The following is a 24,779-nucleotide window of genomic DNA, read 5'->3' as shown; positions in this document are numbered from 1 at the left end:
GCTTTTTCCCCCGCGGGAGCCTTTCCGGTGTAGCTTCCTGCCGATCGCGCAAGGGGGCATGTCACCTGCCAGCAATACCGGTCTCGCCGAGCCATTCCGCGGCTGCCCCGCCGGCGGACACGCTCCGCACCGGGGGCGATGCGCGTGCGCGATCCGCCGGCCATCGCGACAGATACCGCCAAAACGGATCAGCCTGGCGCCCGGCCTGCCCGTTAACATTGACATCAATGTCAGTTAGAGTAGAAGCGCAGGCATATCTTAGCGACGGATCACCAAGATTCGCGACAAAAAGGGGAGAGGGAGTATGGGGATCGCCCGTAGTTGTCTTTGTGCGTGCAGCACCCTGGCCTTGATCGCGGGGGGCGCATCGGCCGCCCTCGCGCAGGAGGCGGAGGAGCCGGGGCAGATCCCCGAAACGGCGGAAGGGGCCACGCAAGACGGTGCGGTCATCATCGTCACCGCGCAGAAGCGCGAGGAATCGATCCAGGACGTGCCGATCGCGGTCACCGCGATTTCCGGCGAGGGGCTCGACGATTACAAGATCGAGACCGGCGGCGAGCTGCTGCGCGCCGTGCCGAACGTGAATTTCTCCAAGAGCAACTTCAGCATGTACAACTTCTCGATCCGCGGGGTCGGGACGAAGGCGATCTCGGCCGCGTCGGATCCCGCGGTCGCGATCAGCTTCAACAACACGGCGCTGGCGCGCAACCGGCTGTTCGAGTCGGAGTTCTACGACATGGCCCGGATCGAGGTGCTGCGCGGGCCGCAGGGCACGCTCTACGGCCGCAACGCCACGGCCGGCGTGGTCAACCTGATCCCGGCGCTGCCGACCGACGAGCTGGAAGGCTCGGTCAAGGGCGAGGTCGGCAGCTATTCGACCCGCCGGCTGAACGGCATGCTCAACGTGCCGCTCGGCGACACGTTCGGCGTGCGCGTGGCCGGCCAGTGGACCAAGCGCGACGGGTTCGACTACAACACCTTCACCCAGAAGCGGGTGAACGGCCGCGACCTGTGGTCGACCCGCGCGATCGCGGAATGGGAACCGAGCGATCGCTTCCGCGCCAACGTGATCTGGCAGCATTTCGAGGAAGACGACAACCGCTCGCGCACCGGCAAGCAGCTGTGCCACACCGATCCGGGGCCGGAGATGGTGGGCAGCGTCGAGATCACCGATCCCGTTCTGCGTGGACGGATGAGCCAGGGATGCTTGCCGGGCTCGCTTTACGACGACGGCGCCTATGGCGTGCCGAATGGCGACAGCCTCGTCTATCTGACCGTGCCGACCGGCATCTCTCTGGGGCGCTCGGTTCTTCCCGATGGCACCAGGGGCCCGCCGGTGTACGTCACCAATAGCGGCGATCCCTACGAGGGGCTGACCCAATCGCGCGACCTGCGCGAGATCGCGACCAGCTATGATCCGAAGTTCCGCGCCAAGAACGACGTCGTGCAGCTCAACCTGGAGTTCGAACCGTCAGATGGTCTGACGCTGGTATCGCAGACGACCTACTCGCGGGATCGTTACTTCTCGACCCAAGACTACAACCGCTTCGTTTCGGCCCCGCTGTTCAACGATTCGACACAACCTCTCGTGACAGCTCGCGGCATACCGCTGGACACGGAGACGTACCCGGGCCCGACTCCGGGCGGCATTTTCTGCGATCCGCAACTGGGATGTTCGGATCGCATGGTTTCGGCAGACCTGAGCCAGTCGCGCAATCGCCAGTGGTCGCAGGAAGTTCGCTTGCAATCCGATTTTGACGGTCCCGTGAACTTCAACGTCGGGGTAAACTATCTCGACTTCAAAACGCAGGATAATTACTACGTTTTCAACAACATGTTCACCCTCATCGCGGACTGGTTCTATAGCGGTGTCCCGCCATTTGGCCATCCGGCTTCCGGGCAGAACGCCCTGCTCCCCTGCGAGCTGGGCGCAGAAGATCGCGAATGCGTCTATGTCGATCCCAATCCCATCGGCAGCCTGAACAACCAGGGCCACAACTACTTCCTGAGCCAGAACGGCGTCCGGACGAAGAGCTGGGCGGCGTTCGGCGAACTCTACTGGAACATCGCCGACGATGTGAAGCTGACGCTTGGCGTACGTTACACCCGCGACAAGAAGGTTTCGGACCAGATCCCCAGCCAGTTGCTCCTGGGCGGCGGTACCGAAACGGACATACCCGGGGGCATAACCGGCGGGCGGGTCAACAGCGGCTACCCGGCCCTGCCGGACATCGAGCAGAAGTGGGGCGAGTTCACCGGCCGGGCCGTGCTCGACTGGCAACCCGACCTCGCGTTCACCGACGATACCCTGGTCTACCTCTCGGCCGCGCGCGGATACAAGGGCGGCGGGACCAATCCGCCACGGGTCGATTTCAATCCGGACGTCGTGCAATATCAGTACCTGCCGCAGACCTTCCGCCCGGAATATCTCAATGCGTTCGAGATCGGCGTGAAGAACACCTTTGCAGGGGGGCGCCTCACTCTCAACGGCGCGGCGTTCTACTACGATTACGAGGATTACCAGATATCCCAGATCGTCGATCGCATCGCCTACAACGAGAACTTCGACGCAACGACCTGGGGGCTCGAGCTCGAAGCCGCCTGGCGCCCCTCGCGCAATTTCAGGCTCGATGCGAACCTCGGCTACCTGCAGACCAAGCTCGCCGATGGCGCGCAATCGATCGATGTCATGAATCGCACGCAGGGCAATGAAGACTGGATGGTGCTCCGCCCCTGGCTTCAGGTGCCGTCCAACTGCATCGCGCCGACCGAGTTCGTGGAGAGGATCCTGGCCGCCCAGACAGGCTTGGAACAGCTGGCGCTATCGGCGCTCTGCCCGGGATCGAACCGGATCGGTAATTTCAATCCCGATGCCCCTCCCGGGCAACTGCCCTACTGGGCCTTCTTCGGGTTCACCTACGATCCCTTCGCTGCCTACAATCCGGATACGGTGGGCCTCAACATCGAGGACGGCGGCAGCGGCGCCCCCAACGGCGGCCGCGGGTTCTATGCCGACCTGTCCGGCAACGAACTGCCCAATGCTCCGCGCTGGACGATGAACCTGGGGGCGCAATACACCTTCTTCCTCGAAGACGACGACTGGGAGCTGACCTTCCGCGGCGACTACTATCGCCAGGCGAAGAGCTATGCCCGGGTCTACAACACCGAGTACGACCGGCTGAAGGCGTGGGACAACCTCAACCTCGCGGTCACGCTCGAACGTCCGGAATCGCAGCTCGCCTTCCAGCTCTATGTGAAGAACGTGTTCAACGATGCGCCGATCACCGACTTCTTCACCAACAGCGACGACACGGCGCTGACGACCAATGTCTTCACTCTCGATCCGCGCATTATCGGCTTCAGCGTGACCAAGGGGTTCTAAGGGGGGACACGCTGCGGGAAGCCTTCCGGAGCCGGCTTGCCCGGCTTCGGAAGGCTTCAATGCATTTCGCCAGGTTCGAGATCGGCGCTGCGGGTGTGGCCGGCGCGGGTCCCGGGCGCAGGGGCGCAGCCTGGGGGCCGTGCCACATGCGGGATCGCGCAGGGCGCGGCGCACTCAAGGATCGAGGCGCGCCAGGGTCCGTCCGTCCGGTGCCGGCGATAGCGACAGGCGTGCGCCGAAGGGTTCGCCGCCTTCGAACAACGCGCGCGTCGGTGCGTGGGCGAGATCGGCGTTCGCTGCCATGCGTTCGTCCGCCTCGTTGCGCCCGAGCACCACGGCGACCGGGCCCGATCGGCCATCCATCAGGGTATAGGTTTCGACCGTCAGCCAGGCGGCGGGCGCCCGCGCCTTGCGTACCGCTTCGGCGGGTGTCGGAACCGCGATCCAGCGGTCGGCGCCCGACCAGTCGGCGGGCACGGTCGAGTAGATGCCGGCCGAATACTTGCTCATGAATCCGCCGTTCGCGCCGACCAGTGCATAGCTGCCCCGCCGCTCGCGCAGGCGCTGCACCGCCTCCGCAATGGCATGGGCCGAATAGTTGTTGCCCGCGCCGCCGAAGAACGGCAGCCCGCCGGTCAGCGTCAGCCCCCGCGGATCGTCGGTCGCCAGTCCGAAGTGGTCGGTCACGTTGAACACCGGAATGGCGAAGCAGCTGTAGAGGTCGAGCAGGGCGATATCGTCGAGCACGCGGCCGCTGCGCTCCAGCGCAGTCTCGATCGAGGCGATCGAGGCGGGGCTGCGCGCGAGATCGGGCCGCTCCATCACCGGCAGCTCCTTGGCGTCGGCAACCACGTGGATATGGACCCACCGGCTCTCGGGAATCCGCAGCGCGCGCGCCTTGCCGGCCGATGCGATCACGATCGCGGCCGCCTGGTTCACCTGGTCGCGCGCGACCGTCATCCGGGCATAGGGCTCGGCCACGATCCGGTTGCGCGGGGTCACGCGCGCGAGCTCGCCAGCGCTGCGCACCTCGCGCGAGGCGGCGTGCGGATTGGCCGCGGCCACTTCGGTGAACGGGGCGAAGAGCTCGCCGATCGCCATCCGGTAGTCCGCGAGCGAGCATCCCAGCCGCGCGCGCCGGGCATTCTCGAACAGCGCGTAGTGCGCGATCGCGCTGACCGCGCCGTGGCGGAGCAGCTCGGCATCGAACATGCCCTCCAGCCCGAAGCCGCGATCTTCCAGCGCGCCGCCGACCTCCTCCGACCAGTCGCGCGTCTCGTCGGCCCCCAGCAGCGCGCGGACGGTCGAGATCGCCTCCGCGCCGACGACCGCCGCCATTGCGCTTTCGCCCCGGGCGATGGCGGCGGCGAACTCGCCGACCAGCTTCTGGTTGGTCTGCCCGCCGGTCGTCTCCAGAATGGCGCGCCGCGGGTCGGCACCGACCCGGCGCCCGATCGCGCGCGGCGGATTGTCCGCCCGGCCGAACGGCGCCTTCGCATCGGGGCGCGAGATTTCGAACTGGCGAATTGCGCCGATCGTGTCGATCGCGGGCGCGGCGTCGTCGGTGGCCCGCGTGTCGGCAAGCGCGGCTTTCAGCGCCTCGCCGGCCAGATCCATGTAGGACAGCGCGCGATAGCCCGGGTCCTGGGGACGCTCCGAGGCTTGCCCGACCCCGACGATTACGGGCGTCAGCTCGTGGATTTCGGACATCGCGGTTGCTCTTCCTCCCCGGCAAGATTAGCGACGGAGGCGTGTTCGACAAGGCCGCTTTCCGCAACGCGCTCGGCAGCTTCGTGACCGGCGTGACGATCGTCACCGCGCGGGATCCTGACGGTAACCCGATCGGGCTCACCGCGAACAGCTTCAACTCGGTCTCGCTCGACCCGCCGATGGTGCTGTGGAGCCTGTCGCTCGACAGCGGCAATCTCGCGGCCTTCCGCGACGCGCAGAGCTGGGCGGTCCATGTCCTCGCGTCCGAGCAGCAGGACATGTCCGACCGGTTCGCGCGGCGCGGGGCCGACAAGTTCGCCGGCCTCGACGTGTCCGACGGGCCCGAGGGCGCGCCGCTGATCGAAGGCTGCGCGGCGCGCTTCGGCTGCTGCGCGCGCTTCGAGTACGAGGGTGGCGATCATGCGATCTTCCTCGGCGAAGTGGTCGATTTCGACCGCAGCGAAGCCGATCCGCTGATCTATCACGGCGGGCGCTACGGCCGGGTCATGCCGCCGGCGCGCGAGGCGCTCGACCCGCAGGACCATGCGCAGCTCGTCGCCGCGGGCCTCCTGCGCGAGAGCGGCGGGAAATGGGTCCTGACCGGGCAGGGCGAGGCGCAGCTCGCGCTGCTGCAGCGGATCGCGCGCGACAGCTCTGCCTAAAGCGCGTCGCAGCCGCGGGATTCTGCGCGCTTGCACATATAACGATATCTTTATATGCAGCTCGCATGCGGATCGAGACGACCATGCGGGCGCTTGCCGACCCCACCAGGCTGCGGATCATGCGGCTGCTCGCTGCCATGGAACTGGCGGTGGGCGAGCTGGCACAGGTCCTCGGGCAGAGCCAGCCGCGCGTCTCGCGCCACGTCGGCATCCTGTGCGATGCCGGCCTGGCCGAGCGGCACCGCGAGGGGAGCTGGGTCTTCCTGCGCGCGAGCGTCGGCAAGGAGCGCGGCACGCCGGTGGGCGAGGCTGTCGCGCGGCTGCTCGCCACCGCCGAGCGCGAGGACGCGGACTTCGCCGCCGCCTGCGCCGAGGACCGCCGCCAGCTCGCCGCGATCCGCGCCGCGCGCGAAAGCAGCGCCGAGACGTACTTCGCGCGCCACGCCGAAGTCTGGGACGAGCTGCGCCAGCTCCACAGCCCCGACGAACTGGTCGAGGCGAAGCTGGTCGACGCCCTGGGCGACGAGCCGCTCGGCCACGTGCTCGACATCGGCACCGGCACCGGCCGCATGGCCGAACTCTTTGCCGGCCGGGCGGAGCGGGTCGTCGCGCTCGACAAGAGCCTCGACATGCTACGCTTCGCACGCGCAAAGTTGCAAAACTTGCCCTCCGGCGCCGTAGAACTCGTCCAGGGCGATTTCACCGCCCTGCCTTTCCCGGCGCGCGGGTTCGACACAGTGCTGCTGCACCAGGTGCTCCATTTCGCACAGGACCCGGCCGCGCCGCTCGCAGAAGCGGCGCGGGTCACCAGGCCGGGTGGGCGGATTGCGATCGTGGATTTCGACGCGCACCAGCGCGAGGAGCTGCGCGACCGCCATGCGCATGCGCGGCTCGGCTTCACCGATGCCGCGATCAGCGCGCTGCTGACCGAAGCGGGGTTCGCCCCCGCACCGCCGATCGCGCTCGAAGGCGGCGAGCTGGTGGTGAAGATCTGGCTCGGCACGCGGCAGGGCGCTCCCGCCAGCGCGGGAAGGAAAGCTGCGAGATGAGCCCGACGTTCAACCAGATGCAGGAAGCGCGCACCGCGCTCGACGCGCCGCTGTTCTCCGGTCTGCCGGGAGATATCGACGTCTCGTTCGAGTTCTTCCCGCCCAAGAGCGAGAAGATGGCGCAGACGCTATGGGAAAGCGTACAGACGCTCGCTCCGCTCGGCCCGCGCTTCGTTTCGGTGACCTACGGCGCCGGCGGCTCGACGCGCGAGCGCACGCACGAGCAGGTCGTCCGGATCAACCGCGAGACCGATATCCCCGCCGCCGCGCACCTTACCTGCGTTCAGGCGACGCGCGGCGAGATCGACGAGATCGCGCGCCATTACTGGGAAAGCGGCATTCGCCACGTCGTCGCTCTACGCGGCGATCCGCCGGACGGCCAATCGCGCTACACGCCGCATCCAGGCGGCTATGCCAATGCGGCCGAGCTGATCGCCGGATTGCGGGCCGTCGCGCCGTTCGAGATATCGGTTGCCGCCTATCCGGAAGTCCACCCGGACGCCCGCGATGCCGAAGCCGACCTCGACAACCTGAAGCGCAAGCTCGATGCCGGGGCGACCCGTGCGATCACGCAGTTCTTCTTCGAGCCCGAATGCTTCTTCCGCTTCCGCGACAAGGCCGTGGCGGCGGGCATCGACAGCGAGATCGTGCCCGGCGTCATGCCGGTGATGAGCTTCGCCAGCGTCCAGCGCATGGCCGGCCTGTGCGGCACGGCGATCCCGGCATGGATGGAGGGGCTGTTCGAAGGGCTCGACGAACGGCCGGCCGCGCGCCAGCTCGTCTCCGCGACGATCGCCGCCGAGCTCTGCCGCCGGCTCTATGCCGGGGGCGTGCGCCAGTTCCACTTCTACACGTTGAACCGCGCCGAGCTGAGCTATGCGATCTGCCACATGCTCGGGCTGCGGCCGAAAGGGATTCCCGATGACCGCTAGAGAACGCCTGCTCGCCGAGGCGGCGAAGCGCATCCTGATCAAGGACGGGCCCTACGGCACGGCGATCCAGCGCGCGAAGCTGTCGGCGGAGGACTATGCCGGCGATACGGGTCTGTCGCACGACCAGAAGGGCAACAACGACCTCGTCAACCTGACGCAACCGGCGTTGATCCGCGAGGTCTGCGACAGCTATATCGCTGCGGGCGCGCACGTGCTGGCGACCAACACCTTCAACGCCAACCGGATCAGTCAGGCGGATTACGGTGCGGAAGCGCTGGTGGGCGAGATCAATGTTGCCGCCGCGCGGGTGATCCGCGAAGCGATCGATGCGGCGTCGGCGAAAGACGGCGTGGCGCGCTTCGTCGCGGGCGCGGTGGGGCCGACCAACAAGACGCTCTCGCTCAGCCCCGACGTCGAAGACCCGGGCTTTCGCGAGGTCACGTTCGACGAGGTCAAGGACGTCTACCGCGAGCAGGCCGCCGCATTGGTCGAAGGCGGGGTCGACTTCATCCTGGTCGAGACCGTGTTCGACACGCTCAACTGCAAGGCCGCGATCATGGCGGTGAAGGAGCTGGAGCGCGAGCTGGGCCGCGAGCTGCCGCTGATGCTCTCGCTCACGCTCACCGACCTGTCGGGCCGCAACCTCTCCGGCCATACGGTCGAGGCCTTCTGGTACACGGTGCGCCACGCGCGCCCGGCGACGATCGGGCTCAACTGCAGCTTCGGCGCTGAGCAGTTGCGCCCGCACGTGCAACTGCTGTCCGGCATCGCCGACACCCTGCTGATGGTCTATCCGAACGCGGGCCTGCCCAACGAGCTTGGCGAGTACGACGAGGCGCCGGAGGAAACCGCGGCGCTGGTGAAGAGCTGGGCCGAGAGCGGCCGTGCCAACATCCTCGGCGGCTGCTGCGGCTCGACGCCCGAGCATATCGCCGCCATTGCACAGGCGGTGGAGGGCGTGGCCCCGCGCCGCATCCCCAAGGCGCCCGAGGGCACGCGGCTCGCCGGGCTCGAACCCTTCACGATGGCGGCCTAGACAGTGGCTACCGACGTTTCATGGCGCATCCGCCAGGCGACGCGGGAGGATGCCGGCGCGCTGGCACTGATCGGCGCGGCGACTTTTCTCGAGACGTTTGCCGACGTGCTCGATGGCGCGGCGATTGTCGCGCACTGCGAGCGCGTGCACAGCCGCGCGGCCTATGAAGCCTATCTCGACGCCGGCGCGCAGGCCTGGCTGGCGGAAGTCGAGCCCGGCCAGGCCCCCGTCGGCTATGCGCTTTCGGCCGAGCCCGATCTGCCCGGCGCCCGCGATGGCGACCGGGAATTGAAGCGCATCTATTCGCTCTCGCGCTTTCACGGCAGCGGGCTCGGCGCAGCGCTGATGACGGCGGCGGTCGAGGCGGCGGCGGGCCACGAACGGCTCCTGCTCGGCGTCTATGCCCGCAACGCGCGCGCCATCGCTTTCTATCGCAAACAGGGCTTCGAACCGATCGGCGAACGCCGTTTCGACATCGGGGGCAAGCTCTACGACGACGCCGTGCTCGCGCGCAGCCTGCGCTGAACGATCGGCATGACGGACCCGTTGATGACAGACAATTCTTCCACCGCCCGCTTCGTCAATATCGGCGAACGCACCAACGTCACCGGATCGGCCCGCTTCAAGAAGCTGGTCATGGCCGGAGACTATGCCGCCGCCATCGAAGTCGCGCGCCAGCAGGTCGAGAACGGCGCGCAGGTGATCGACGTCAACATGGACGAAGGCCTGCTCGACGCGGTCGAGGCGATGACGACCTTCCTCAAGCTCATCGCCGCCGAGCCCGACATTGCGCGGGTGCCGGTGATGATCGACAGCTCCAAGTGGGACGTGATCGAGGCGGGCATCAAGTGCGTTTCGGGCAAGCCGATCGTCAACTCGATCTCGATGAAGGAAGGCGAGGCGCAGTTCCTCGACCATGCGCGCAAGTGCATGGACTATGGCGCCGCCGTCGTCGTCATGGCCTTCGACGAAACCGGCCAGGCGGACACGAAGGAGCGCAAGGTCGAGATCTGCAAGCGGGCCTACGAGCTGCTGACCGGCATCGGCTTCCCGCCCGAGGACGTGATCTTCGATCCGAACATCTTTGCGGTGGCGACGGGGATCGAGGAGCACGACCGCTACGGGCTCGACTTCATCGAGGCGGCGCGAGAGATCAAGGCCGCTTGCCCGCACGTGCATATCAGCGGCGGTCTCTCGAACCTGAGCTTCAGCTTCCGCGGCAACGAGACCGTGCGCCGCGCGATGCATTCGGTGTTCCTCTACCACGCGATCCCCGCCGGGCTCGACATGGCGATCGTCAATGCCGGTCAGCTCGACGTCTATGACGCGATCGATCCCGAGCTGCGCGAGGCGTGCGAGGACGTGATCCTGATGCGCCGCCCGGATGCGACCGAGCGGCTGATCACGCTCGCCGAGAGCTACAAGGGCAAGGACCCCAAGGCCGACAAGGAAGCGGCCGAATGGCGCGGCTGGCCGGTCGAGAAGCGGCTCGAACATGCGCTGGTGAAGGGGATCGATGCGCACGTCGTCGAGGATACCGAGGAAGCGCGGCTGGCGTTCGACGCGAGAGGCGGGCGCCCGATCGAAGTGATCGAAGGGCCGCTGATGGACGGGATGAACGTCGTCGGCGACCTGTTCGGCAGCGGCAAGATGTTCCTGCCGCAAGTGGTCAAGTCCGCCCGCGTGATGAAGAAAGCCGTCGCGCACCTCATTCCGTTCATCGAGGCGGAGAAGGACAAGCTCGCTCCGGAGGACCGAAAGGCCAAGGGCAAGATCGTGATGGCGACCGTAAAGGGCGACGTTCACGATATCGGCAAGAACATCGTCGGCGTCGTGCTCCAGTGCAACGGATACGACGTCGTCGACCTGGGGGTGATGGTGCCTTGGGACCGGATTCTGCAGACGGCGAACGATAACGGCGCGGACATGATCGGGCTTTCGGGCCTGATCACGCCCTCGCTCGACGAGATGGTCACCGTCGCCGAGGAGATGCAGCGCGCGGGCATGACCATGCCGCTGCTGATCGGCGGCGCGACGACCAGCAAGGTGCACACCGCGCTCAAGATCGATCCGGCCTACGAAGGGCCGGTGATCCACGTGCTCGACGCGAGCCGGGCGGTGGGCGTGGCCAGCCGCCTGCTCTCCGACACGCAGTGCGAAGCCTTCGTCTCCGATACGGCAGCGGACTACGCGCATGTCCGCGACGTGCGGGCGGGCAAGACCGCGAGCGTACTTCTTAGCCTGGAAGACGCGCGCGCAAATGCACCCCAGATCGATTACAGCGACAAGCCCGCACCGCCGCTGCAGCCGGGTATCCATACTTTCGCCGATTGGCCTCTCCAGGATCTTGTCGAATACTTCGACTGGACACCGTTCTTCCGCGCGTGGGAACTCGCGGGGACCTATCCCTCGGTCCTGGATGACGAAGTGGTCGGCGAAAGCGCGCGTCAACTGTTCGCCGATGCGCAGGCGATGCTGGACAGGATCGTCGCGGAGAAGTGGCTGACGGCCAAGGGCGTCTGCGGCTTGTGGCCCTGCGCGCGCGAAGGTGATGACATCGAGATCCACCTCGCGGAAGAGGAACGCCACGTGCGCCTGCCGTTCCTGCGTCAGCAGGTGCGCAAAAGCCGCGACCGGGCGAATTTCTGCCTCGCCGACTTCATCGACCCTGCCGGCGATTGGATCGGCGGTTTTGCGGTCGGCATCCACGGGATCGAACCGCACGCGGAGCGCTTTCGCGCTGCGCACGACGACTATTCCGATATTCTCCTGAAGGCGCTTGCGGACCGGTTCGCCGAAGCGTTCGCTGAGGCGCTGCACCAGCACGTGCGCACGACCCTGTGGGGCTATGCCGAGGGCGAGCAGCTTACCAACGAGGCGCTGATCAAGGAGCAGTACCGCGGCATCCGGCCTGCGCCGGGCTATCCCGCTTGCCCCGATCACAGCCTCAAGCCGATCCTGTTCGAGTTGCTGGGCGCTGGCGAGAACGCAGGGCTGGAGCTGACCGAGAGCTTCGCCATGCTGCCCACCGCAGCGGTGAGCGGCTTCTATTTCGGGCACCCGCAAAGCGAGTATTTCGGCGTCGCGCGGATCGGCCGCGATCAGGTGGAGGACTATGCGGCGCGGCGGGGGGCCGACCTGTCCACCGTCGAGCGCTGGCTGCGGCCCAATCTCGATTGACCGGGCGCCTGTAATCGCGCAGGGACTCGGGCGTCATCCGGAGGAGCGATTCTTCGGAAGCATCGCGCGGGAGAGATCGCGGGCCTTCGGGGTCGCGGCGCCGAAGGAGCAACCGCCCCGGAAACTCTCAGGCCACCGGACCGCGCGGTGAAGACACTCTGGAAAGCGTCTCCGCCCAGGCGGGGACCACCGAAGGGGTAAGCCGCGAATCCCGCGAAAGCGGACCGCGGACCAAGCTCTCAGGTTTCCCGACAGAGGGGGCAGGTGGAACAGCGCTTCGCGGCGAAGCGTTGCCGGCCAGTCGGGAAGATTGATGAGCGACGACCAAGACTCCGCGGAACCGCAGACGCTCCCGCTCGATGCCTGGCATCGCGCTCAGGGCGCGCGCATGGTGCCTTTCGCTGGATACTGGATGCCGATCCAGTACGAGGGGATCGTCGCCGAGCACGAGTGGACGCGTACCCATGCCGGGCTGTTCGACGTCAGCCATATGGGCCAGCTCCTCGTCTCGGGCGAAGGCGCGGCCGAAGCGCTGGAAGCACTGCTGCCGGGCGACATCCTGTCGCTGAAGCCGGGGCGCATCCGCTATTCCATGCTGCTCGACGAGAACGGCGGCGTTCTCGACGACCTGATGGTGACCAATGTCACCCCCGAGGCCGGCATGCCCACCTACTATGTAGTGGTCAACGGCGCGGCCAAGTGGGACGACATTGCCCATCTGCGCGAGCATCTGCCCGACGAAATCACGCTGACTCATCTCGAGGATCAAGCCTTGCTCGCCGTGCAGGGCCCCGAAGCCGCGGCCGCGCTGCGCCGGGTGTTCCGCGATGCGATAGGCGATCTCAAGTTCATGCAGGGCACCTCGTTCCGGTTCGGCGAGATCGAGATCGGCATCGGCCGCTCGGGCTATACCGGCGAGGACGGGTTCGAGCTCTCGATCCCGGCCGAGCATGCCGAGACCATCGCCGGGCGCCTCTGCGCCGAGATCGAGATCAAGCCCATCGGCCTCGGCGCGCGCGACTCGCTGCGGCTGGAGGCGGGGCTGCCGCTCTACGGCCATGACCTTTCGCCCGAAACCGATCCCGTTTCCGCCGGCCTGGGTTTCGCGATCGGCAAGCGCCGCCGCGCCGAGGGCGGCTTTCCGGGTGCCGAGCGCATCCTAAGCCTGATCGACAGCGGAACCGAAACCAGGCGCGTCGGTCTCACGCTGGAAGGCCGCCTGCCCGCCCGGGAAGGCGCGCTGGTCTATCTCGGTGACGAGGAGGTCGGCCGCGTCACCAGCGGCGGCTTCGCGCCGACGCTCGGCCACCCGATCGCGATGGCCTATGTCGCCAGCGGGCACGCTGCCGAGGGCACCGAACTGGAAATCGAAGTCAGGAGCAAGCGCCTTCCCGCCCGGGTCGCGCCGATGCCCTTCGTCCCCCACCGCTACTACCGAGGGAACTGAACATGGCCCGCTATTTCACCGAAGAACACGAATGGATCGACGTCGAAGGCGATACCGCAACCGTCGGCATCACCGACTATGCGCAGGAACAGCTCGGCGACATCGTTTTCGTCGAACTGCCGGCTGTCGGTAGCACGGTCGAGAAGGGCAAGGATGCCGCGGTGGTCGAGAGCGTCAAGGCCGCAAGCGACGTCTACGCCCCGATCAGCGGGGAAGTCCTGGAAGCCAACGGCGCGCTCGAGGAGGACCCGGCCCTCGTCAACTCGAGCGCCGAGGAAGAGGGCTGGTTCTTCAAGCTGACCATCGCCGACAAGTCGCAGCTCGAAGGGCTGATGGACGAAGCGGCTTACAAGAGCTTCGTCGACGGACTGTGATGAAGGATGAGTCCCAGCGCAGGCTGGGACCTCAGGCCGCCGGCGCTCCGCAATGGCACGAGGCCCCAGCCTTCGCTGGGGCGCAGGATAGAAAATTATGCGCTACCTACCCCTGACCGACGCCGATCGCGGCGCAATGCTCGCAAGGATCGGCGCTTCCTCGATCGACGACCTGTTCGTCGACGTCCCACAAGAAGCGCGGCTGTCCGGCCCGATCGAGGGGCTACCGCTCCACGCCAGCGAAATGGCGGTCGAGCAGCACATGCGGCGCCTGTCGAAGAAGAACCTCGCCGCGGCGGACGCGCCGTTCTTCCTCGGCGCCGGGGCCTATCGCCATCACGTGCCTGCGACGGTCGATCATATCATCCAGCGCGGCGAGTTCCTGACCGCCTACACGCCCTATCAGCCCGAAATCGCGCAGGGCACGCTGCAGATGCTGTTCGAGTTCCAGAGCCAGGTCGCGCGGCTCTACGGCTGTGCCGTGGCGAATGCCTCGATGTATGACGGCTCGACCGCCTGCTGGGAAGCGGTTGCCATGGCCGGGCGCGTCACCCGGCGCAAGCGCGTGGTCCTCTCGGGCGCGCTGCACCCGCACTATGCCGAAGTCGTGCGGACGATGGCCAAGTTCACCGACGACGAGATCGCCGACGCGCTCCCCTCGCTGCAGGGCACGCCCGACAATGCCGGCCTGATCGCGCGGATCGATGAGGAGACGAGCTGCGTCGTGGTGCAGTATCCCGACATTCTCGGCCGCATTCCCGATCTCGCCGCGATCGTCGAAGCGGCGCATGCCAAGGGCGCGCTGCTGATCGCGGTCAACACCGAGCCGGTGGCTCTGGGCGCGATCAAGGCGCCGGGCGAGCTGGGCGCGGACATCGTCGTCGGCGAGGGACAGGCGATCGGCGTCGGGCTGCAGTTCGGCGGACCCTATCTGGGGCTGTTCGCGGTGCGCGATCCCAAGCACGTGCGGCAGATGCCCGGCCGTTTGTGCGGCGAGACCGTCGATGCCGAGGGCAAGCGCGGCTTCGTGCTCACGCTCTCGACCCGCGAACAGCATATCCGCCGCGAGAAGGCGACCAGCAACATCTGCACCAATTCGGGGCTCTGCGCGCTGGCCTTCTCCGTCCACATGACGCTGCTCGGCGAAGAGGGGCTGCGGCGTCTCGCTTCCTGGAACCATGCGCTCGCCTGCAAGGCGGCCGACCGGCTGGCCCGCGTGCCCGGCGTGCGGGTGCTCAACGACAGCTTCTTCAACGAGTTCACGCTCGTGATCGACGGCGATGCGCGCGAGATCGTGCGCAAGCTCGCCGACGACGGAGTTCTTGCGGGCGTCTCGCTCGGCCGGCTCTATCCGGCGGAGGAAGCACTCAAGGGCGGCCTGCTCGTCGCGGTCACCGAAACCACCCCGGAGGAGGATATCGAAACGCTCGCCTCCGCGCTCGAGGGAGCATTGTCATGATACCCCCTCCTCCCGTTCGCCCTGAGCTTGTCGAAGGGCCGCACTTTACTTCTTGCACCGCACCCGAAGAAAAAGCGGTGCTTCGACAAGCTCAGCACGAACGGAGTTTGTGATGAACGCCCCGAACAAGTCCGGCTGGAAGCCCGAGATGACCGCTGCCGACGATGGCATGCACAGCGGCCCGCAGACCGTCACCGGCAACCGCGCGTTGATGCTCGAAGAACCGCTGATCTTTGAGCTTGCCGGGACAGACACCACCGGCGTCGACCTGCCGGAGATCGAAGGCGGCCCGAACCGCCTCGGCGGAATGGAGCGAACGGCGCCGATCGGCCTGCCCGGCTTGTCGGAGCCCGAGACGGTGCGCCATTACACCCGCCTCAGCCGCCAGAACTATGCGATCGACCTCGGCCTCTTTCCGCTCGGCTCGTGCACCATGAAGCACAATCCGCGGCTGAACGAGAAAATCGCGCGCATGCCCGGCTTTGCCGACGTCCACCCGTTGCAGCCGGTCTCGACCGTGCGCGGCGCGCTGGAGGTGATCAACGAACTCGCCTTCTGGCTGATCGACCTCACCGGCATGCACGGCGTGGCGATGAGCCCCAAGGCGGGCGCGCATGGCGAGTTGTGCGGCATCCTGTGCATCCGCGCCGCGCTCGAGGCGCGCGGCGATCCGCGTGAGGTGATCCTCGTGCCGGAAAGCGCGCACGGCACCAATCCCGCGACCGCGGCCTTTGCCGGCTACCGCGTCGAGAACATTCCCGCCAATGCCGACGGGCGGGTGGATTTGGAGGCGCTCAAGGCCCGCCTCGGGCCCGACGTGGCCGCGGTGATGATTACCAATCCCAACACCTGCGGCCTGTTCGAGCGTGACATGAAGGCGATCTCCGACGCGGTCCATGCTGCGGGCGGGTTCGTCTACTGCGACGGGGCGAACTTCAACGCTATCGTCGGCAAGATCCGCCCCGGCGACCTCGGCGTCGATGCGATGCATATCAACCTGCACAAGACCTTCTCCACCCCGCACGGCGGCGGCGGGCCGGGCTCCGGTCCGGTGGTGCTGAGCGAGGCGCTGAGCCCCTACGGTCCACTGCCGTTCACCGCGCGCACCGCGGACGGCGTGGTCCACCTCGTCGAGGAGGAGAACGCGGCCGAGTTCGATCATACGCAGGCGTTCGGCCGCATGACCGCGTTCCACGGCCAGATGGGCATGTTCACCCGTGCGCTCGCCTATATTCTCAGCCACGGCGCGGACGGGCTTCGCCAAGTGGCGGAGGACGCGGTGCTCAACGCCAATTACATCCTGCGCAGCGTCGAAGACCTGCTGGAGGCACCGTTCGGCAAGAGCGGGCCGTGCATGCACGAGGCGCTGTTCTCCGACGCGGGCTTCTCCGAAGGGCTCTCGACGCTCGACCTCGCGAAGTCGCTGGTCGACGAGGGCTATCATCCGATGACGATGTATTTCCCGCTCGTCGTGCACGGCGCCATGCTGGTGGAGCCGACCGAAACCGAGAGCAAGGCAGGCCTCGATCAGTTCATCGCCGCCCTGCGCAGTGTGGCGGAGCGTGCAAGGGCCGGGGACGTGTCGATGAAGCAGGCGCCCTATTACGCGCCGCGCCGCCGCCTCGACGAAACGCTCGCGGCGCGCAAGCCGGTGCTGGCCTGGAGCGATCCCGACTCCGCCTGATGCGGATCGTCCTGAGCAGGAAAGGCTTCGACAGCACTTCGGGTGGCGGCCCGTCGCCGATCGTCGGTGGCCGGCCGCTCAGCCTGCCGATTCCGGCGACCGAGCATTCGCGCACGACTTACGGTTCGCTGGGGCTTGGCGAGCATGCAGCCCGCGCCAGCAGGGGGCGGTTCGGTGCGGACGATCTCTGCCACCACGACCCGATGTTCCTGCCGGACGGCACCTGCCTGTTCGGCCAGTGCGGTGCGGCGCAGACGCATCTGGCAAACCGCGGCATCGGTGCCGGAGACGTATTCCTCTTCTTCGGTCTCTTCCGCGACGAGGAGACCGGCGAGCCGCATCATCGGATCTTCGGCTATCTCGAAGTCGCGCGGCGGATCGACCTCGCACGTTGCGACGCCGCCACGCTCGCGGGCCTGCGCGACCGAGGGCACCCTCACGCCATCGCCATGCACGGCCGCAACGACGCGATCTATCGCGGCCGTGGACGAGCCGCCGCGGGCGCGCCGGAACTCCTGCGGCTCACGGTGCCGGGCGGCCCACCGAGCCTCTGGCGCCGGCCCGAGTGGCTGCGGCGCGGTGGTCTGTCCTATCACGACCGTGCCGACCGGTGGCTTCGAGGCGGCCAGCTCCGTGCCGTTTCGCGCGGTCAGGAATTCGTCGCCGATGTAGGCCGACGCAAGGCCCCGCGCGAATGGCTCGCGCGGGTAATCGCGGCTATCGAAGCGTCTTGATGATCGCGGAGAAGTCGAGCCCGCCGTTTTCCGCGGCGAAGGCTTCGTAAAGCTCCTTCGCATGGCGGCCGAGCGGGGTCGGGGCGCCGGACGTCTCCGCCGCTTCCATCGCCAGCTTCAGGTCCTTGAGCATCAGCGCCGTGGCGAAACCGCCTTGATAGTCGTTGTCCGACGGGCTTTGCGGTCCGACGCCGGGGACGGGGCAGTAGCTGGTCATCGACCACGACTGCCCGGTCGCTTTCGACGAGATATCGTAGAACACCTGCGGATCGAGCCCGAGCTTCTCCGCCAGCGCGAAGCCCTCGCAGGTGGCGATCATCGTCGCGGCGAGGATGAGGTTGTTGCACAGCTTGGCCGCTTCGCCCGCGCCGGAATCTCCGGCGTGAATGACCGCCTTGCCCATCGCCGCGAGGATCGGTTCGGCGCGCGAGAACGCCTCATCGCTGCCGCCGACCATGAAGGTCAGGGTGCCCGCGTTGGCGGCTGCGATGCCGCCGGAAACCGGCGCGTCGGCCATCACATAACCTTGCGCGCCGGCCTCCTCGGACAGTTCACGCGCAGTGGCGACGTCGATGGTCGAGCAATCGAGCAGCGCCGCGCCTTCGGGCGCATGGCCGAACACGTCGTTCTCGTAGACCGCCTTCACGATCGCGCCGTTGGGCAGCATCGAGACGGCCGCCTCCACGCCTGCGACCGCTTCCTTCGCGGTGCCGAATGTCTCGCACCCGTTTTCACGCGCCGCGGCCAGCGCCGGTTCCGCAAGGTCGAACGCACGGACCTCGTGCCCTGCCTTGACGAGATTGGCAGCCATCCCGCCGCCCATGTTGCCGAGGCCGATGAAGGCGATTTTCATTTCTAGTCTCCCGATCACCGGCGGTCGTTCGGCCGGTTGATGAGCCATCGAAGGAGGCTCGCGCTGACAATCAATGCGGCGCCAACCGCGAAGAACCAAGTTCCTGCCAAGAAGTAGACGATGAGCGCTAACGTCGAACTGTCGTAGTCACCCAGCCAACCAGTTGCCAGCAGGGCGAAAAGCCCCGTCTGCAGAGCCAGCAGAATGCCCGCTGCGACTATGGTGCCCCGGCTCATATAGGATCACCGTCCCTTCCACTTACCCTCGCGCTTGTCGATGAAGGCGGCCATGCCCTCGGCCTTGTCCTCCGATGCGGCGAGGATCTGGAAGATGCGGCGTTCGACCATCAGCCCCTGATCCAGCGTGGTTTCGAACGCGGCATTGACCATTTCCTTGTTCGCGATTGCGGCCATGGGCGGCATCGCGGCAATCGTGGCGGCGGTCTTCAGCGCCTCGTCCACCAAGCTGTCGTGCGGCACGACGCGTGCGACGAGGCCGCTGCGCTCCGCTTCCTCGGCGTCCATCATGCGGCCGGTCAGGCACATCTCCATCGCCTTGGCCTTGCCGATCGCGCGGGTCAGGCGCTGGCTGCCGCCCATGCCCGGCGCGACGCCGAGCTTGATCTCGGGCTGGCCGAACCTGGCCTTGTCGCTGGCGATGATGAAGTCCGCCATCATGGCGAGCTCGCATCCGCCGCCGAGCGCGAAGCCGTTCACCGCCGCGATCCAGGGCTTGCGGGTCGCCTTGACCAAATGGCTGGTCCAGCGCGCGAAGAAATCCTCCAGGAAGAAATCGGCCGCGGCCTTGTCGGCCATTTCCTTGATGTCGGCGCCGGCGGCGAAGGCCTTGTCCCCCGCGCCGGTCAGCACCGCGCAGCGCTGGCTGTCGTCGGCCTCGAACGCGGTGAAGGCGGCGATCAGGTCCTCGAGCACCTGCGAATTGAGCGCGTTCAGCGCCTGCGGGCGGTTGAGCGTGATCAGCGTGACGGCGCCGCGCTGTTCGGCGGTGATCGTTTCGTAATCGGCCATGGGCCTCCCTCCATTCGTCACCCTGAACTTGCGTCAGGGCCTGGTCCTAGAATTTGCGCCTCCATCGCCGACGGAGCGATGGGTGCTGAACAAGTTCAGCATGACGATGCTGGTCAGTTCCGCGTGAGCGGCACCCACTCCTCCCCTTCGGGTAACGGTGCGAAGATGCTGTCGAGCAGGTCTTCGGTCACACCTTCGGGCGTAGCGGGGGCCCACTTGGGATCGCCGGTCTTGTCGACGATCACCGCGCGCACCCCTTCGGCGAAGTCGGGACGGACGATGACCCGGCTGGCGATCCGGTACTCGTTGCGCATGTTGTCGGCGAAATCGGTGAAGTCCTTCGCCTCGGCAAGCTGGCGCAGCGCGACCTTGCAGGTCTGCGGGCTCTTGGCGCGGAGCGCGTCGAGTTCCTTCTGGGCCCACTCGCCGCCGTCCTTCTCCAGGCTGGCCAGGATGTCCTCGAACCGGTCGGAGGCGAAATGCTTGGCGATGCGGTCGGCGTTGGCGGCGACCCGCGCTTCGGGCGGCGTGACCGATAGCTCGGACAAGATGCCGCCGATCCGGTCCGGATGCTCGGCGATGCGCGCCTTCGCCTCGGGCAGTTTCGCGGTCGGCAGGTAATGGGTGGCAAGCCCGGCCCAGAGACACTCGGCGCCGTCGAGCCGCGCGCCGGTGAGCGCGAGGAACTGGCCGAGCCGCCCGCCGAGCCGCGCAAGATACCAGCCCCCGCCGACGTCGGGGAACAGACCGATTCCGGTCTCCGGCATAGCGAAGCGGGTGTTCTCGGTCGCGACGCGGTACTTGGCGGGCTGACTGATACCGACGCCGCCGCCCATCGTGATCCCGTCCATGAAGGCGACGATCGGCTTGGGGTAAGCGAACATCTGGTGGTTGAGCTGGTATTCGTCGTGGAAGAAATTCCGCCCGCTCGCGCCGTCGTCATTGAGCGCGGAATTGCGGAGGAAGGCGATGTCACCGCCCGCGCAGAAGCCGCGCCCTTCGGCGTGATCGACAATCACCGCTTCGACGGAATCGTCGTTTCTCCACCTGCCGAGCGCATCGCTCATCGCGTGACACATCTCTAAGGTCAGCGCATGGAGCGCCTTGGGCCGGTTGAGCGAGATGTGCCCGGCTTTCCCGTGGGTATGGATGTTCACGTCGTCGGTCATCGGCTCGCCATTCATTGCCGCAACAGGTCCCGGCCCACGATCATGCGCATGACCTGGTTCGTGCCTTCGAGGATCGAATGCACCCGCAGATCGCGCCAGAAGCGCTCGATCGGGTAGTCCTTCAGATAGCCGTAGCCGCCGAAGAGCTGGAGCGCGTTGTTGACCACGTTGCTGCCGCTGTCGGTGGCGAGGCGCTTGGCCATCGCGGAAAAGCGCGTCTTGTCCGGCGCGTTGTCGGTCACCTTGACCGCCGCGAGGTATAGCAGGGCGCGCGCCGCTTCGAGCTCGGTCGCCATGTCGGCGAGGGTGAACTGGGTGTTCTGGAAGTCTGCGATCGGCTGGCCGAACTGCTGGCGTTCCTTTGTATAGGCGATCGCCTCGTCGAGACAGCGCTGTGCGCCGCCCAGCGAGCACGCGCCGATGTTGAGGCGTCCGCCGTCGAGCCCGGCCATGGCGAAGCGGAAACCGTCACCCTCCGCGCCGACGCGGTTCTCCACCGGCACGCGGGCATCCTCGAAGATCACCTGCGCGGTGGGGGAGGCGTTCCAGCCGAGCTTCTTCTCCGGCGCGCCGAAGCTGACGCCGGGCGTGTCCTTCTCGACGACGAGGCAGGTGATCCCGCGGCTCTTGTGCTCGCCGGTGCGGACCATGCAGACGTAGACGTCGTTGAACCCGCCGCCCGAGATGAACTGCTTGGTGCCGTTGAGCACGTAATGGTCGCCGTCCAGCCGCGCCGTGGTTTTGAGATCGGCCGCGTCCGAGCCGGAGCCCGGCTCGGTCAGCGCGTAGCTGGCGATCTGCTCCATCGTCACCAGCCGGGGGAGGAACTTCTTCTTGACCTTCTCGCCGCCGAAACGGTCGATCATCCATGCGGCCATGTTGTGGATCGAGACATAGGCGCTCGTCGCCGGGCAGCCGTAGGCCATGGCTTCCATGATCAGCGCCGCTTCCAGCCGGCCGAGCGCGATCCCGCCGCTCTCCTCGGAGACGTAAATCGCACCGAACCCGAGTTCGCCGGTCTTCTGGATCACGTCGCGTGGGAAGTGGTGCTTCTCGTCCCACTCGGCGGCGAACGGCGTGATGTGATCGGCCGTGAAGCGGCGCGCCATCTCTTGGATCGCGAGCTGATCGTCGGTAAGCTGGAATTGTCCTGTCATTGGCCCTGTTCAGTCTGTCGCGGTTTCGATCCGCGTGTTCTGGTCGTGCACGAGCCGCCATTGGCCATCCTCGAGCTGGAAGCCAAGCGAGAGATAGGCGGAGCGTCCAGGTGTCGGCCCCGCGCCATCGGCATCGTAGCTGGTGCGATAGAGCGCGTAGCCGTAGTCGCGCCCCTCCCGCACCCTCACCGGCTCCAGCACCATCACCCACGCGGGATCGGCAAACCATTCGCGGTGAAAGGCGAGAAACTGCTCGCGCGTGTCGTAGCGCTCACCGTTCGGAAAGATCAGTATGAGCCTGTCGCCCCTGGTGATCGTGTCCACGATCCCCTGATAATCTCGCGATTGGATCGCGGCCATGTGGCGGTCCAGCGTTTCGCGGAAGCTCGCCGACGAAGGGTCGGGCACGCTCTGACATGCACCGAGCGCGAACGGCGCGAGAATGAAGGGCAGCGCGTATTTCATGCGCCGCCCGCCGACTCGAGCCTGGACCCCGATCCGTGCATCGTTCACCCGCAAGTGACTTGGGTGATGGTCATCGCATCATCGTACATCACGTTGACCCGGTCCTGCCGGAAATCCATCGTGAAGGCCGTGCGGGGCGGCCCCCAGCGAAGCTGTCGTGCGCCGGTCGCGTCGAGGATCTGCTCGCCGACCTGCGGGGTCGCCTTCTGGCCGACGTAAGACTGCGCGGCTGCCGGATCGCACATGGCAGTCTCTGCATTTCCGGCGTCGGGCGTGCCGGGCTCATTGGCGGACGTCGTGGCGCACGCCGCGAGCGCGGCGGCGGGCAAGATGGCGATCAGTTTTCCAGTGTGAATCATCAAGCGTCTCCTTCGGAGCACCGGCTATAGCGCAGCGGATCGGCCATGGCGTCCTCGCCGTATTCGGTGCGGACGAGCGTTTCCCCGCCGTCCTGTGCGGCGAGCGCCATGTCGCGGGTCCAGGTCATGCCTTCGCCGGTGAAGGAGAAAGTGGCACGGACGCTGTCGTCGGTGCGCTGGGCAACGTCGCTCAGCGTGGCGCGCGATTCATAGAACGTGATCGTGTTGCCGGTGACCTCGATCAGCCCCTTGGCGTCGCCCCGCGTCGAGGTGCAGTCGGCCGCGACGAGGCCCCAGCGACCTTGAAGCGCGGTCGGGATCGAGGCCGCATCGCCGTCGGGCGTGGAGGTTTGGTCAGCAGGCGGCGTTGCGCCGTCGCCGATGCCTCCATCCGGTTCGACCGGCATCGGGGTATCGGCCGCGGCGTCCGCGCCGTCGACGGTGTCGTCGGCGGGCGCACCGCAGGCAGCGAGCGCGAACGCCGGGGCGGCGGCAAGGGCAATCATCAGTCGCATGGAGTTCTCCAGTCTTTGCTGCGCTGCCTAAACTCGCGAACCGCGCGGATTATCCCGTCTCAACCCATCGTGGGGATGAGGAAGGCGTTCGATCCGTCGCCGCCGCCGTCGGGCCAGCGCTGGGTGACCGTCTTGACCTTGGTCCAGAACTTGAGCCCCTCGGTTCCGTACTGGTTGGTGTCGCCGAAAGCACTGCGCTTCCAGCCGCCGAACGAGTGGTAGCTAACCGGCACGGGGATCGGCACGTTCACGCCGACCATGCCGACATTGACCCGGCTGGCGAATTCGCGCGCGGCGTGGCCGTTGCGGGTGAAGATGGCGACACCGTTGCCGTACTGGTGCTCGCTCGGCAGGCGCACCGCCTCCTCGAAGTCCGCCGCCCGCACGATCTGGAGCACCGGGCCGAAGATCTCCTCCTGATAGGACTTCATTTGCGGCGTCACCCGGTCGATCAGCGTCGGGCCGACGAAGAAGCCTTTCTCGTGCCCCTGCAGGCTGAACCCGCGCCCGTCGATCACGATCTCGGCGCCTTCCTGTTCGGCAGTGTCGATCCACTGCTCGATACGCGCCTTGTGCTCGGGCGTGACGACCGGGCCGTAATGTGCGTCGGGATCGGTCGAAACGCCGACGCGCAAGGCGTTGATCGCGGGGATCAGTTTCTCCTTGAGCCGCTCGGCGGTCTCCTCGCCCACGGGAACCACCACGGGCAGGGCCATGCAGCGCTCGCCGGCCGAGCCGAAGGCGGCGCCGGCCAGGTCGTTCACCACCTGATCGAGGTCGGCATCGGGCATCACGATGCCGTGGTTCTTCGCGCCGCCCATCGCCTGGACGCGCTTCCCATTCTCGACCCCGCGCTTGTAGACGTAATGCGCGATGTCGGAGGAGCCGACGAAGCTGACGCCGGCGATGTCCGGGTGATCGAGGATCGCGTCGACCATTTCCTTGTCGCCATGGACGACCTGCAGCAGCCCCTCGGGCGCGCCGGCCTCGAGGAACAGCTCGGCGAGGCGCACGGGCACGCTAGGATCGCGTTCACTCGGCTTGAGAATGAAGGCGTTGCCTGCCGCGATCGCCATGCCGAACATCCACATCGGGATCATCGCGGGGAAGTTGAACGGCGTAATGCCCGCACCGATGCCGATCGGCTGGCGCATCGAATAGACGTCGATACCCGGGCCGGCGCCGAGCGTGTATTCGCCTTTCAGCACTTGCGGGATGCCGCAGGCGTATTCGATCACTTCCAGCCCGCGCTGCACATCGCCCTTGGCATCGTCGACGACCTTGCCGTGCTCGCTGGCGAGCAGCTCGGCGAGCTCCTGCATGTTGGCTTCGATCAGTTCCTTGAAGCGGAACATCACCCGCGCGCGCCGCTGCGGATTGGTCATCGCCCAGCCGGGCTGGACCTTCTTTGCAGTCTCGATCGCGCGGTCGAGCAGAGCGGCATCGCCCAGCGCGACCTCGGCCTGAACTTCACCGGTGGAGGGGTTCCACACCTTGTGCGTGCGCCCGGATCCGCCACCGGCTCCTCCGGCGATGAAATGGTCGACCTGGCGCATGACATATCTCCTCTACCAATCGTTGGGC

General features: G+C 66.9%; 22 protein-coding genes and 2 riboswitches. Of the genes, 12 read left to right on the top strand and 10 right to left on the bottom strand.

Annotated features, from left to right (window positions below):
• The first annotated feature begins 349 nt into the window (after positions 1 to 349).
• The gene (locus ETX26_RS10690; protein ID WP_225425739.1) at positions 350 to 3,382 is read left to right on the top strand and encodes a TonB-dependent receptor domain-containing protein; all 3,033 of its coding nucleotides are present in this window, start codon (positions 350 to 352) and stop codon (positions 3,380 to 3,382) included.
• A 174-nt stretch (positions 3,383 to 3,556) separates the two neighbouring features.
• On the opposite strand, the gene ETX26_RS10685 is transcribed toward ETX26_RS10690, so the two are convergent.
• The gene (locus tag ETX26_RS10685; RefSeq protein WP_129524671.1) at positions 3,557 to 5,092 is read right to left on the bottom strand and encodes an acetyl-CoA acetyltransferase; all 1,536 of its coding nucleotides are present in this window, start codon (positions 5,090 to 5,092) and stop codon (positions 3,557 to 3,559) included.
• 41 nt (positions 5,093 to 5,133) lie between these two features.
• On the opposite strand from ETX26_RS10685, the gene ETX26_RS10680 reads away from it, so the two are divergent.
• The 11 genes from ETX26_RS10680 to ETX26_RS10630 all read left to right on the top strand — a co-directional run bounded on the left by ETX26_RS10680 (position 5,134) and on the right by ETX26_RS10630 (position 17,649).
• Positions 5,134 to 5,754, top strand: coding sequence for a flavin reductase family protein (locus tag ETX26_RS10680; protein WP_129524670.1), 621 nt, complete (start codon positions 5,134 to 5,136; stop codon positions 5,752 to 5,754).
• 65 nt (positions 5,755 to 5,819) lie between these two features.
• Positions 5,820 to 6,803 (top strand): ArsR/SmtB family transcription factor, encoded by a 984-nt coding sequence (locus ETX26_RS10675; protein WP_129524669.1) that lies wholly within the window; start codon positions 5,820 to 5,822, stop codon positions 6,801 to 6,803.
• Entirely contained in the window at positions 6,800 to 7,735 is a 936-nt protein-coding gene (gene metF, locus ETX26_RS10670) for a methylenetetrahydrofolate reductase (protein WP_129524668.1), read from the top strand. The genes ETX26_RS10675 and metF overlap by 4 nt, the downstream gene beginning before the upstream one ends.
• A complete protein-coding gene (locus ETX26_RS10665) occupies positions 7,725 to 8,771 on the top strand; it encodes a homocysteine S-methyltransferase family protein (protein ID WP_129524667.1) in 1,047 nt (348 codons plus the stop codon). Before metF ends, ETX26_RS10665 begins: the two co-directional genes overlap by 11 nt.
• 3 nt (positions 8,772 to 8,774) lie before the next feature.
• Complete coding sequence (locus ETX26_RS10660; protein WP_129524666.1) at positions 8,775 to 9,296, top strand: GNAT family N-acetyltransferase; 522 nt, start codon at positions 8,775 to 8,777, stop codon at positions 9,294 to 9,296.
• 24 nt (positions 9,297 to 9,320) lie between these two features.
• Positions 9,321 to 11,951, top strand: a complete 2,631-nt coding sequence (gene metH / locus ETX26_RS10655) for a methionine synthase (protein WP_129524665.1) — start codon at positions 9,321 to 9,323, stop codon at positions 11,949 to 11,951.
• Between the two features lie 57 nt (positions 11,952 to 12,008).
• Positions 12,009 to 12,104: riboswitch (glycine riboswitch) on the top strand.
• A gap of 1 nt (position 12,105) precedes the next feature.
• Positions 12,106 to 12,210: riboswitch (glycine riboswitch) on the top strand.
• A 54-nt stretch (positions 12,211 to 12,264) separates the two neighbouring features.
• Positions 12,265 to 13,398, top strand: a complete 1,134-nt coding sequence (gene gcvT / locus ETX26_RS10650) for a glycine cleavage system aminomethyltransferase GcvT (RefSeq protein ID WP_129524664.1) — start codon at positions 12,265 to 12,267, stop codon at positions 13,396 to 13,398.
• Positions 13,399 to 13,400: 2 nt separating this feature from the next.
• Positions 13,401 to 13,772 (top strand): glycine cleavage system protein GcvH, encoded by a 372-nt coding sequence (gcvH, locus tag ETX26_RS10645; RefSeq protein ID WP_129524663.1) that lies wholly within the window; start codon positions 13,401 to 13,403, stop codon positions 13,770 to 13,772.
• Positions 13,773 to 13,869: 97 nt separating this feature from the next.
• Positions 13,870 to 15,231 carry an aminomethyl-transferring glycine dehydrogenase subunit GcvPA gene (gene gcvPA / locus ETX26_RS10640; protein WP_129524662.1) on the top strand — a complete coding sequence of 454 codons (1,362 nt, stop codon included), beginning with the start codon at positions 13,870 to 13,872 and terminating at the stop codon, positions 15,229 to 15,231.
• A 112-nt stretch (positions 15,232 to 15,343) separates the two neighbouring features.
• Entirely contained in the window at positions 15,344 to 16,915 is a 1,572-nt protein-coding gene (gcvPB, locus tag ETX26_RS10635; protein ID WP_129524661.1) for an aminomethyl-transferring glycine dehydrogenase subunit GcvPB, read from the top strand.
• Positions 16,915 to 17,649 (top strand): Nmad3 family putative nucleotide modification protein, encoded by a 735-nt coding sequence (locus ETX26_RS10630; RefSeq protein WP_129524660.1) that lies wholly within the window; start codon positions 16,915 to 16,917, stop codon positions 17,647 to 17,649. The genes gcvPB and ETX26_RS10630 overlap by 1 nt, the downstream gene beginning before the upstream one ends.
• Here the strand turns inward: ETX26_RS10630 and mmsB are convergent.
• The 9 genes from mmsB to ETX26_RS10585 form a co-directional block, all read right to left on the bottom strand.
• Positions 17,633 to 18,502, bottom strand: coding sequence for a 3-hydroxyisobutyrate dehydrogenase (gene mmsB, locus ETX26_RS10625; RefSeq protein WP_129524659.1), 870 nt, complete (start codon positions 18,500 to 18,502; stop codon positions 17,633 to 17,635). The two genes, ETX26_RS10630 and mmsB, sit on opposite strands and share 17 nt — an antisense overlap.
• A gap of 14 nt (positions 18,503 to 18,516) precedes the next feature.
• Positions 18,517 to 18,738, bottom strand: a complete 222-nt coding sequence (locus ETX26_RS10620) for a hypothetical protein (protein WP_129524658.1) — start codon at positions 18,736 to 18,738, stop codon at positions 18,517 to 18,519.
• A 6-nt stretch (positions 18,739 to 18,744) separates the two neighbouring features.
• A complete protein-coding gene (locus ETX26_RS10615) occupies positions 18,745 to 19,530 on the bottom strand; it encodes an enoyl-CoA hydratase-related protein (RefSeq protein WP_129524657.1) in 786 nt (261 codons plus the stop codon).
• A 113-nt stretch (positions 19,531 to 19,643) separates the two neighbouring features.
• Positions 19,644 to 20,699, bottom strand: a complete 1,056-nt coding sequence (locus ETX26_RS10610; RefSeq protein ID WP_129525343.1) for an enoyl-CoA hydratase/isomerase family protein — start codon at positions 20,697 to 20,699, stop codon at positions 19,644 to 19,646.
• 11 nt (positions 20,700 to 20,710) lie between these two features.
• The gene (locus ETX26_RS10605; RefSeq protein WP_129524656.1) at positions 20,711 to 21,856 is read right to left on the bottom strand and encodes an acyl-CoA dehydrogenase family protein; all 1,146 of its coding nucleotides are present in this window, start codon (positions 21,854 to 21,856) and stop codon (positions 20,711 to 20,713) included.
• 9 nt (positions 21,857 to 21,865) lie between these two features.
• Positions 21,866 to 22,321 carry a YybH family protein gene (locus ETX26_RS10600; protein ID WP_129524655.1) on the bottom strand — a complete coding sequence of 152 codons (456 nt, stop codon included), beginning with the start codon at positions 22,319 to 22,321 and terminating at the stop codon, positions 21,866 to 21,868.
• Positions 22,322 to 22,365: 44 nt separating this feature from the next.
• A complete protein-coding gene (locus tag ETX26_RS10595) occupies positions 22,366 to 22,680 on the bottom strand; it encodes an I78 family peptidase inhibitor (protein WP_129524654.1) in 315 nt (104 codons plus the stop codon).
• Positions 22,680 to 23,195 carry a hypothetical protein gene (locus tag ETX26_RS10590; RefSeq protein WP_129524653.1) on the bottom strand — a complete coding sequence of 172 codons (516 nt, stop codon included), beginning with the start codon at positions 23,193 to 23,195 and terminating at the stop codon, positions 22,680 to 22,682. The genes ETX26_RS10595 and ETX26_RS10590 overlap by 1 nt, the downstream gene beginning before the upstream one ends.
• 59 nt (positions 23,196 to 23,254) lie before the next feature.
• Positions 23,255 to 24,751, bottom strand: a complete 1,497-nt coding sequence (locus tag ETX26_RS10585; protein ID WP_129524652.1) for a CoA-acylating methylmalonate-semialdehyde dehydrogenase — start codon at positions 24,749 to 24,751, stop codon at positions 23,255 to 23,257.
• Positions 24,752 to 24,779 lie beyond the last annotated feature (28 nt).

It is taken from the genome of Pelagerythrobacter rhizovicinus, assembly GCF_004135625.1.
Classification (GTDB): Bacteria; Pseudomonadota; Alphaproteobacteria; order Sphingomonadales; family Sphingomonadaceae; genus Pelagerythrobacter; species Pelagerythrobacter rhizovicinus.
Note: the sequence above shows the minus strand (reverse complement) of the source record. Positions and strands in the feature narration are given on the sequence as shown.

What these genes read in the sequence shown, in the direction of transcription:
- ETX26_RS10685 (WP_129524671.1), bottom strand. Translation starts at nt 5,092, where the DNA reads ATGTCCGAAATCCACGAGCTGACGCCCGTAATCGTCGGGGTCGGGCAA.
- ETX26_RS10675 (WP_129524669.1), top strand. Translation starts at nt 5,820, where the DNA reads ATGCGGATCGAGACGACCATGCGGGCGCTTGCCGACCCCACCAGGCTG.
- metF (WP_129524668.1), top strand. Translation starts at nt 6,800, where the DNA reads ATGAGCCCGACGTTCAACCAGATGCAGGAAGCGCGCACCGCGCTCGAC.
- ETX26_RS10665 (WP_129524667.1), top strand. Translation starts at nt 7,725, where the DNA reads ATGACCGCTAGAGAACGCCTGCTCGCCGAGGCGGCGAAGCGCATCCTG.
- metH (WP_129524665.1), top strand. Translation starts at nt 9,321, where the DNA reads ATGACAGACAATTCTTCCACCGCCCGCTTCGTCAATATCGGCGAACGC.
- gcvT (WP_129524664.1), top strand. Translation starts at nt 12,265, where the DNA reads ATGAGCGACGACCAAGACTCCGCGGAACCGCAGACGCTCCCGCTCGAT.
- gcvH (WP_129524663.1), top strand. Translation starts at nt 13,401, where the DNA reads ATGGCCCGCTATTTCACCGAAGAACACGAATGGATCGACGTCGAAGGC.
- gcvPA (WP_129524662.1), top strand. Translation starts at nt 13,870, where the DNA reads ATGCGCTACCTACCCCTGACCGACGCCGATCGCGGCGCAATGCTCGCA.
- gcvPB (WP_129524661.1), top strand. Translation starts at nt 15,344, where the DNA reads ATGAACGCCCCGAACAAGTCCGGCTGGAAGCCCGAGATGACCGCTGCC.
- ETX26_RS10630 (WP_129524660.1), top strand. Translation starts at nt 16,915, where the DNA reads ATGCGGATCGTCCTGAGCAGGAAAGGCTTCGACAGCACTTCGGGTGGC.
- mmsB (WP_129524659.1), bottom strand. Translation starts at nt 18,502, where the DNA reads ATGAAAATCGCCTTCATCGGCCTCGGCAACATGGGCGGCGGGATGGCT.
- ETX26_RS10620 (WP_129524658.1), bottom strand. Translation starts at nt 18,738, where the DNA reads ATGAGCCGGGGCACCATAGTCGCAGCGGGCATTCTGCTGGCTCTGCAG.
- ETX26_RS10615 (WP_129524657.1), bottom strand. Translation starts at nt 19,530, where the DNA reads ATGGCCGATTACGAAACGATCACCGCCGAACAGCGCGGCGCCGTCACG.
- ETX26_RS10610 (WP_129525343.1), bottom strand. Translation starts at nt 20,699, where the DNA reads ATGACCGACGACGTGAACATCCATACCCACGGGAAAGCCGGGCACATC.
- ETX26_RS10605 (WP_129524656.1), bottom strand. Translation starts at nt 21,856, where the DNA reads ATGACAGGACAATTCCAGCTTACCGACGATCAGCTCGCGATCCAAGAG.
- ETX26_RS10600 (WP_129524655.1), bottom strand. Translation starts at nt 22,321, where the DNA reads ATGAAATACGCGCTGCCCTTCATTCTCGCGCCGTTCGCGCTCGGTGCA.
- ETX26_RS10595 (WP_129524654.1), bottom strand. Translation starts at nt 22,680, where the DNA reads ATGATTCACACTGGAAAACTGATCGCCATCTTGCCCGCCGCCGCGCTC.
- ETX26_RS10590 (WP_129524653.1), bottom strand. Translation starts at nt 23,195, where the DNA reads ATGCGACTGATGATTGCCCTTGCCGCCGCCCCGGCGTTCGCGCTCGCT.
- ETX26_RS10585 (WP_129524652.1), bottom strand. Translation starts at nt 24,751, where the DNA reads ATGCGCCAGGTCGACCATTTCATCGCCGGAGGAGCCGGTGGCGGATCC.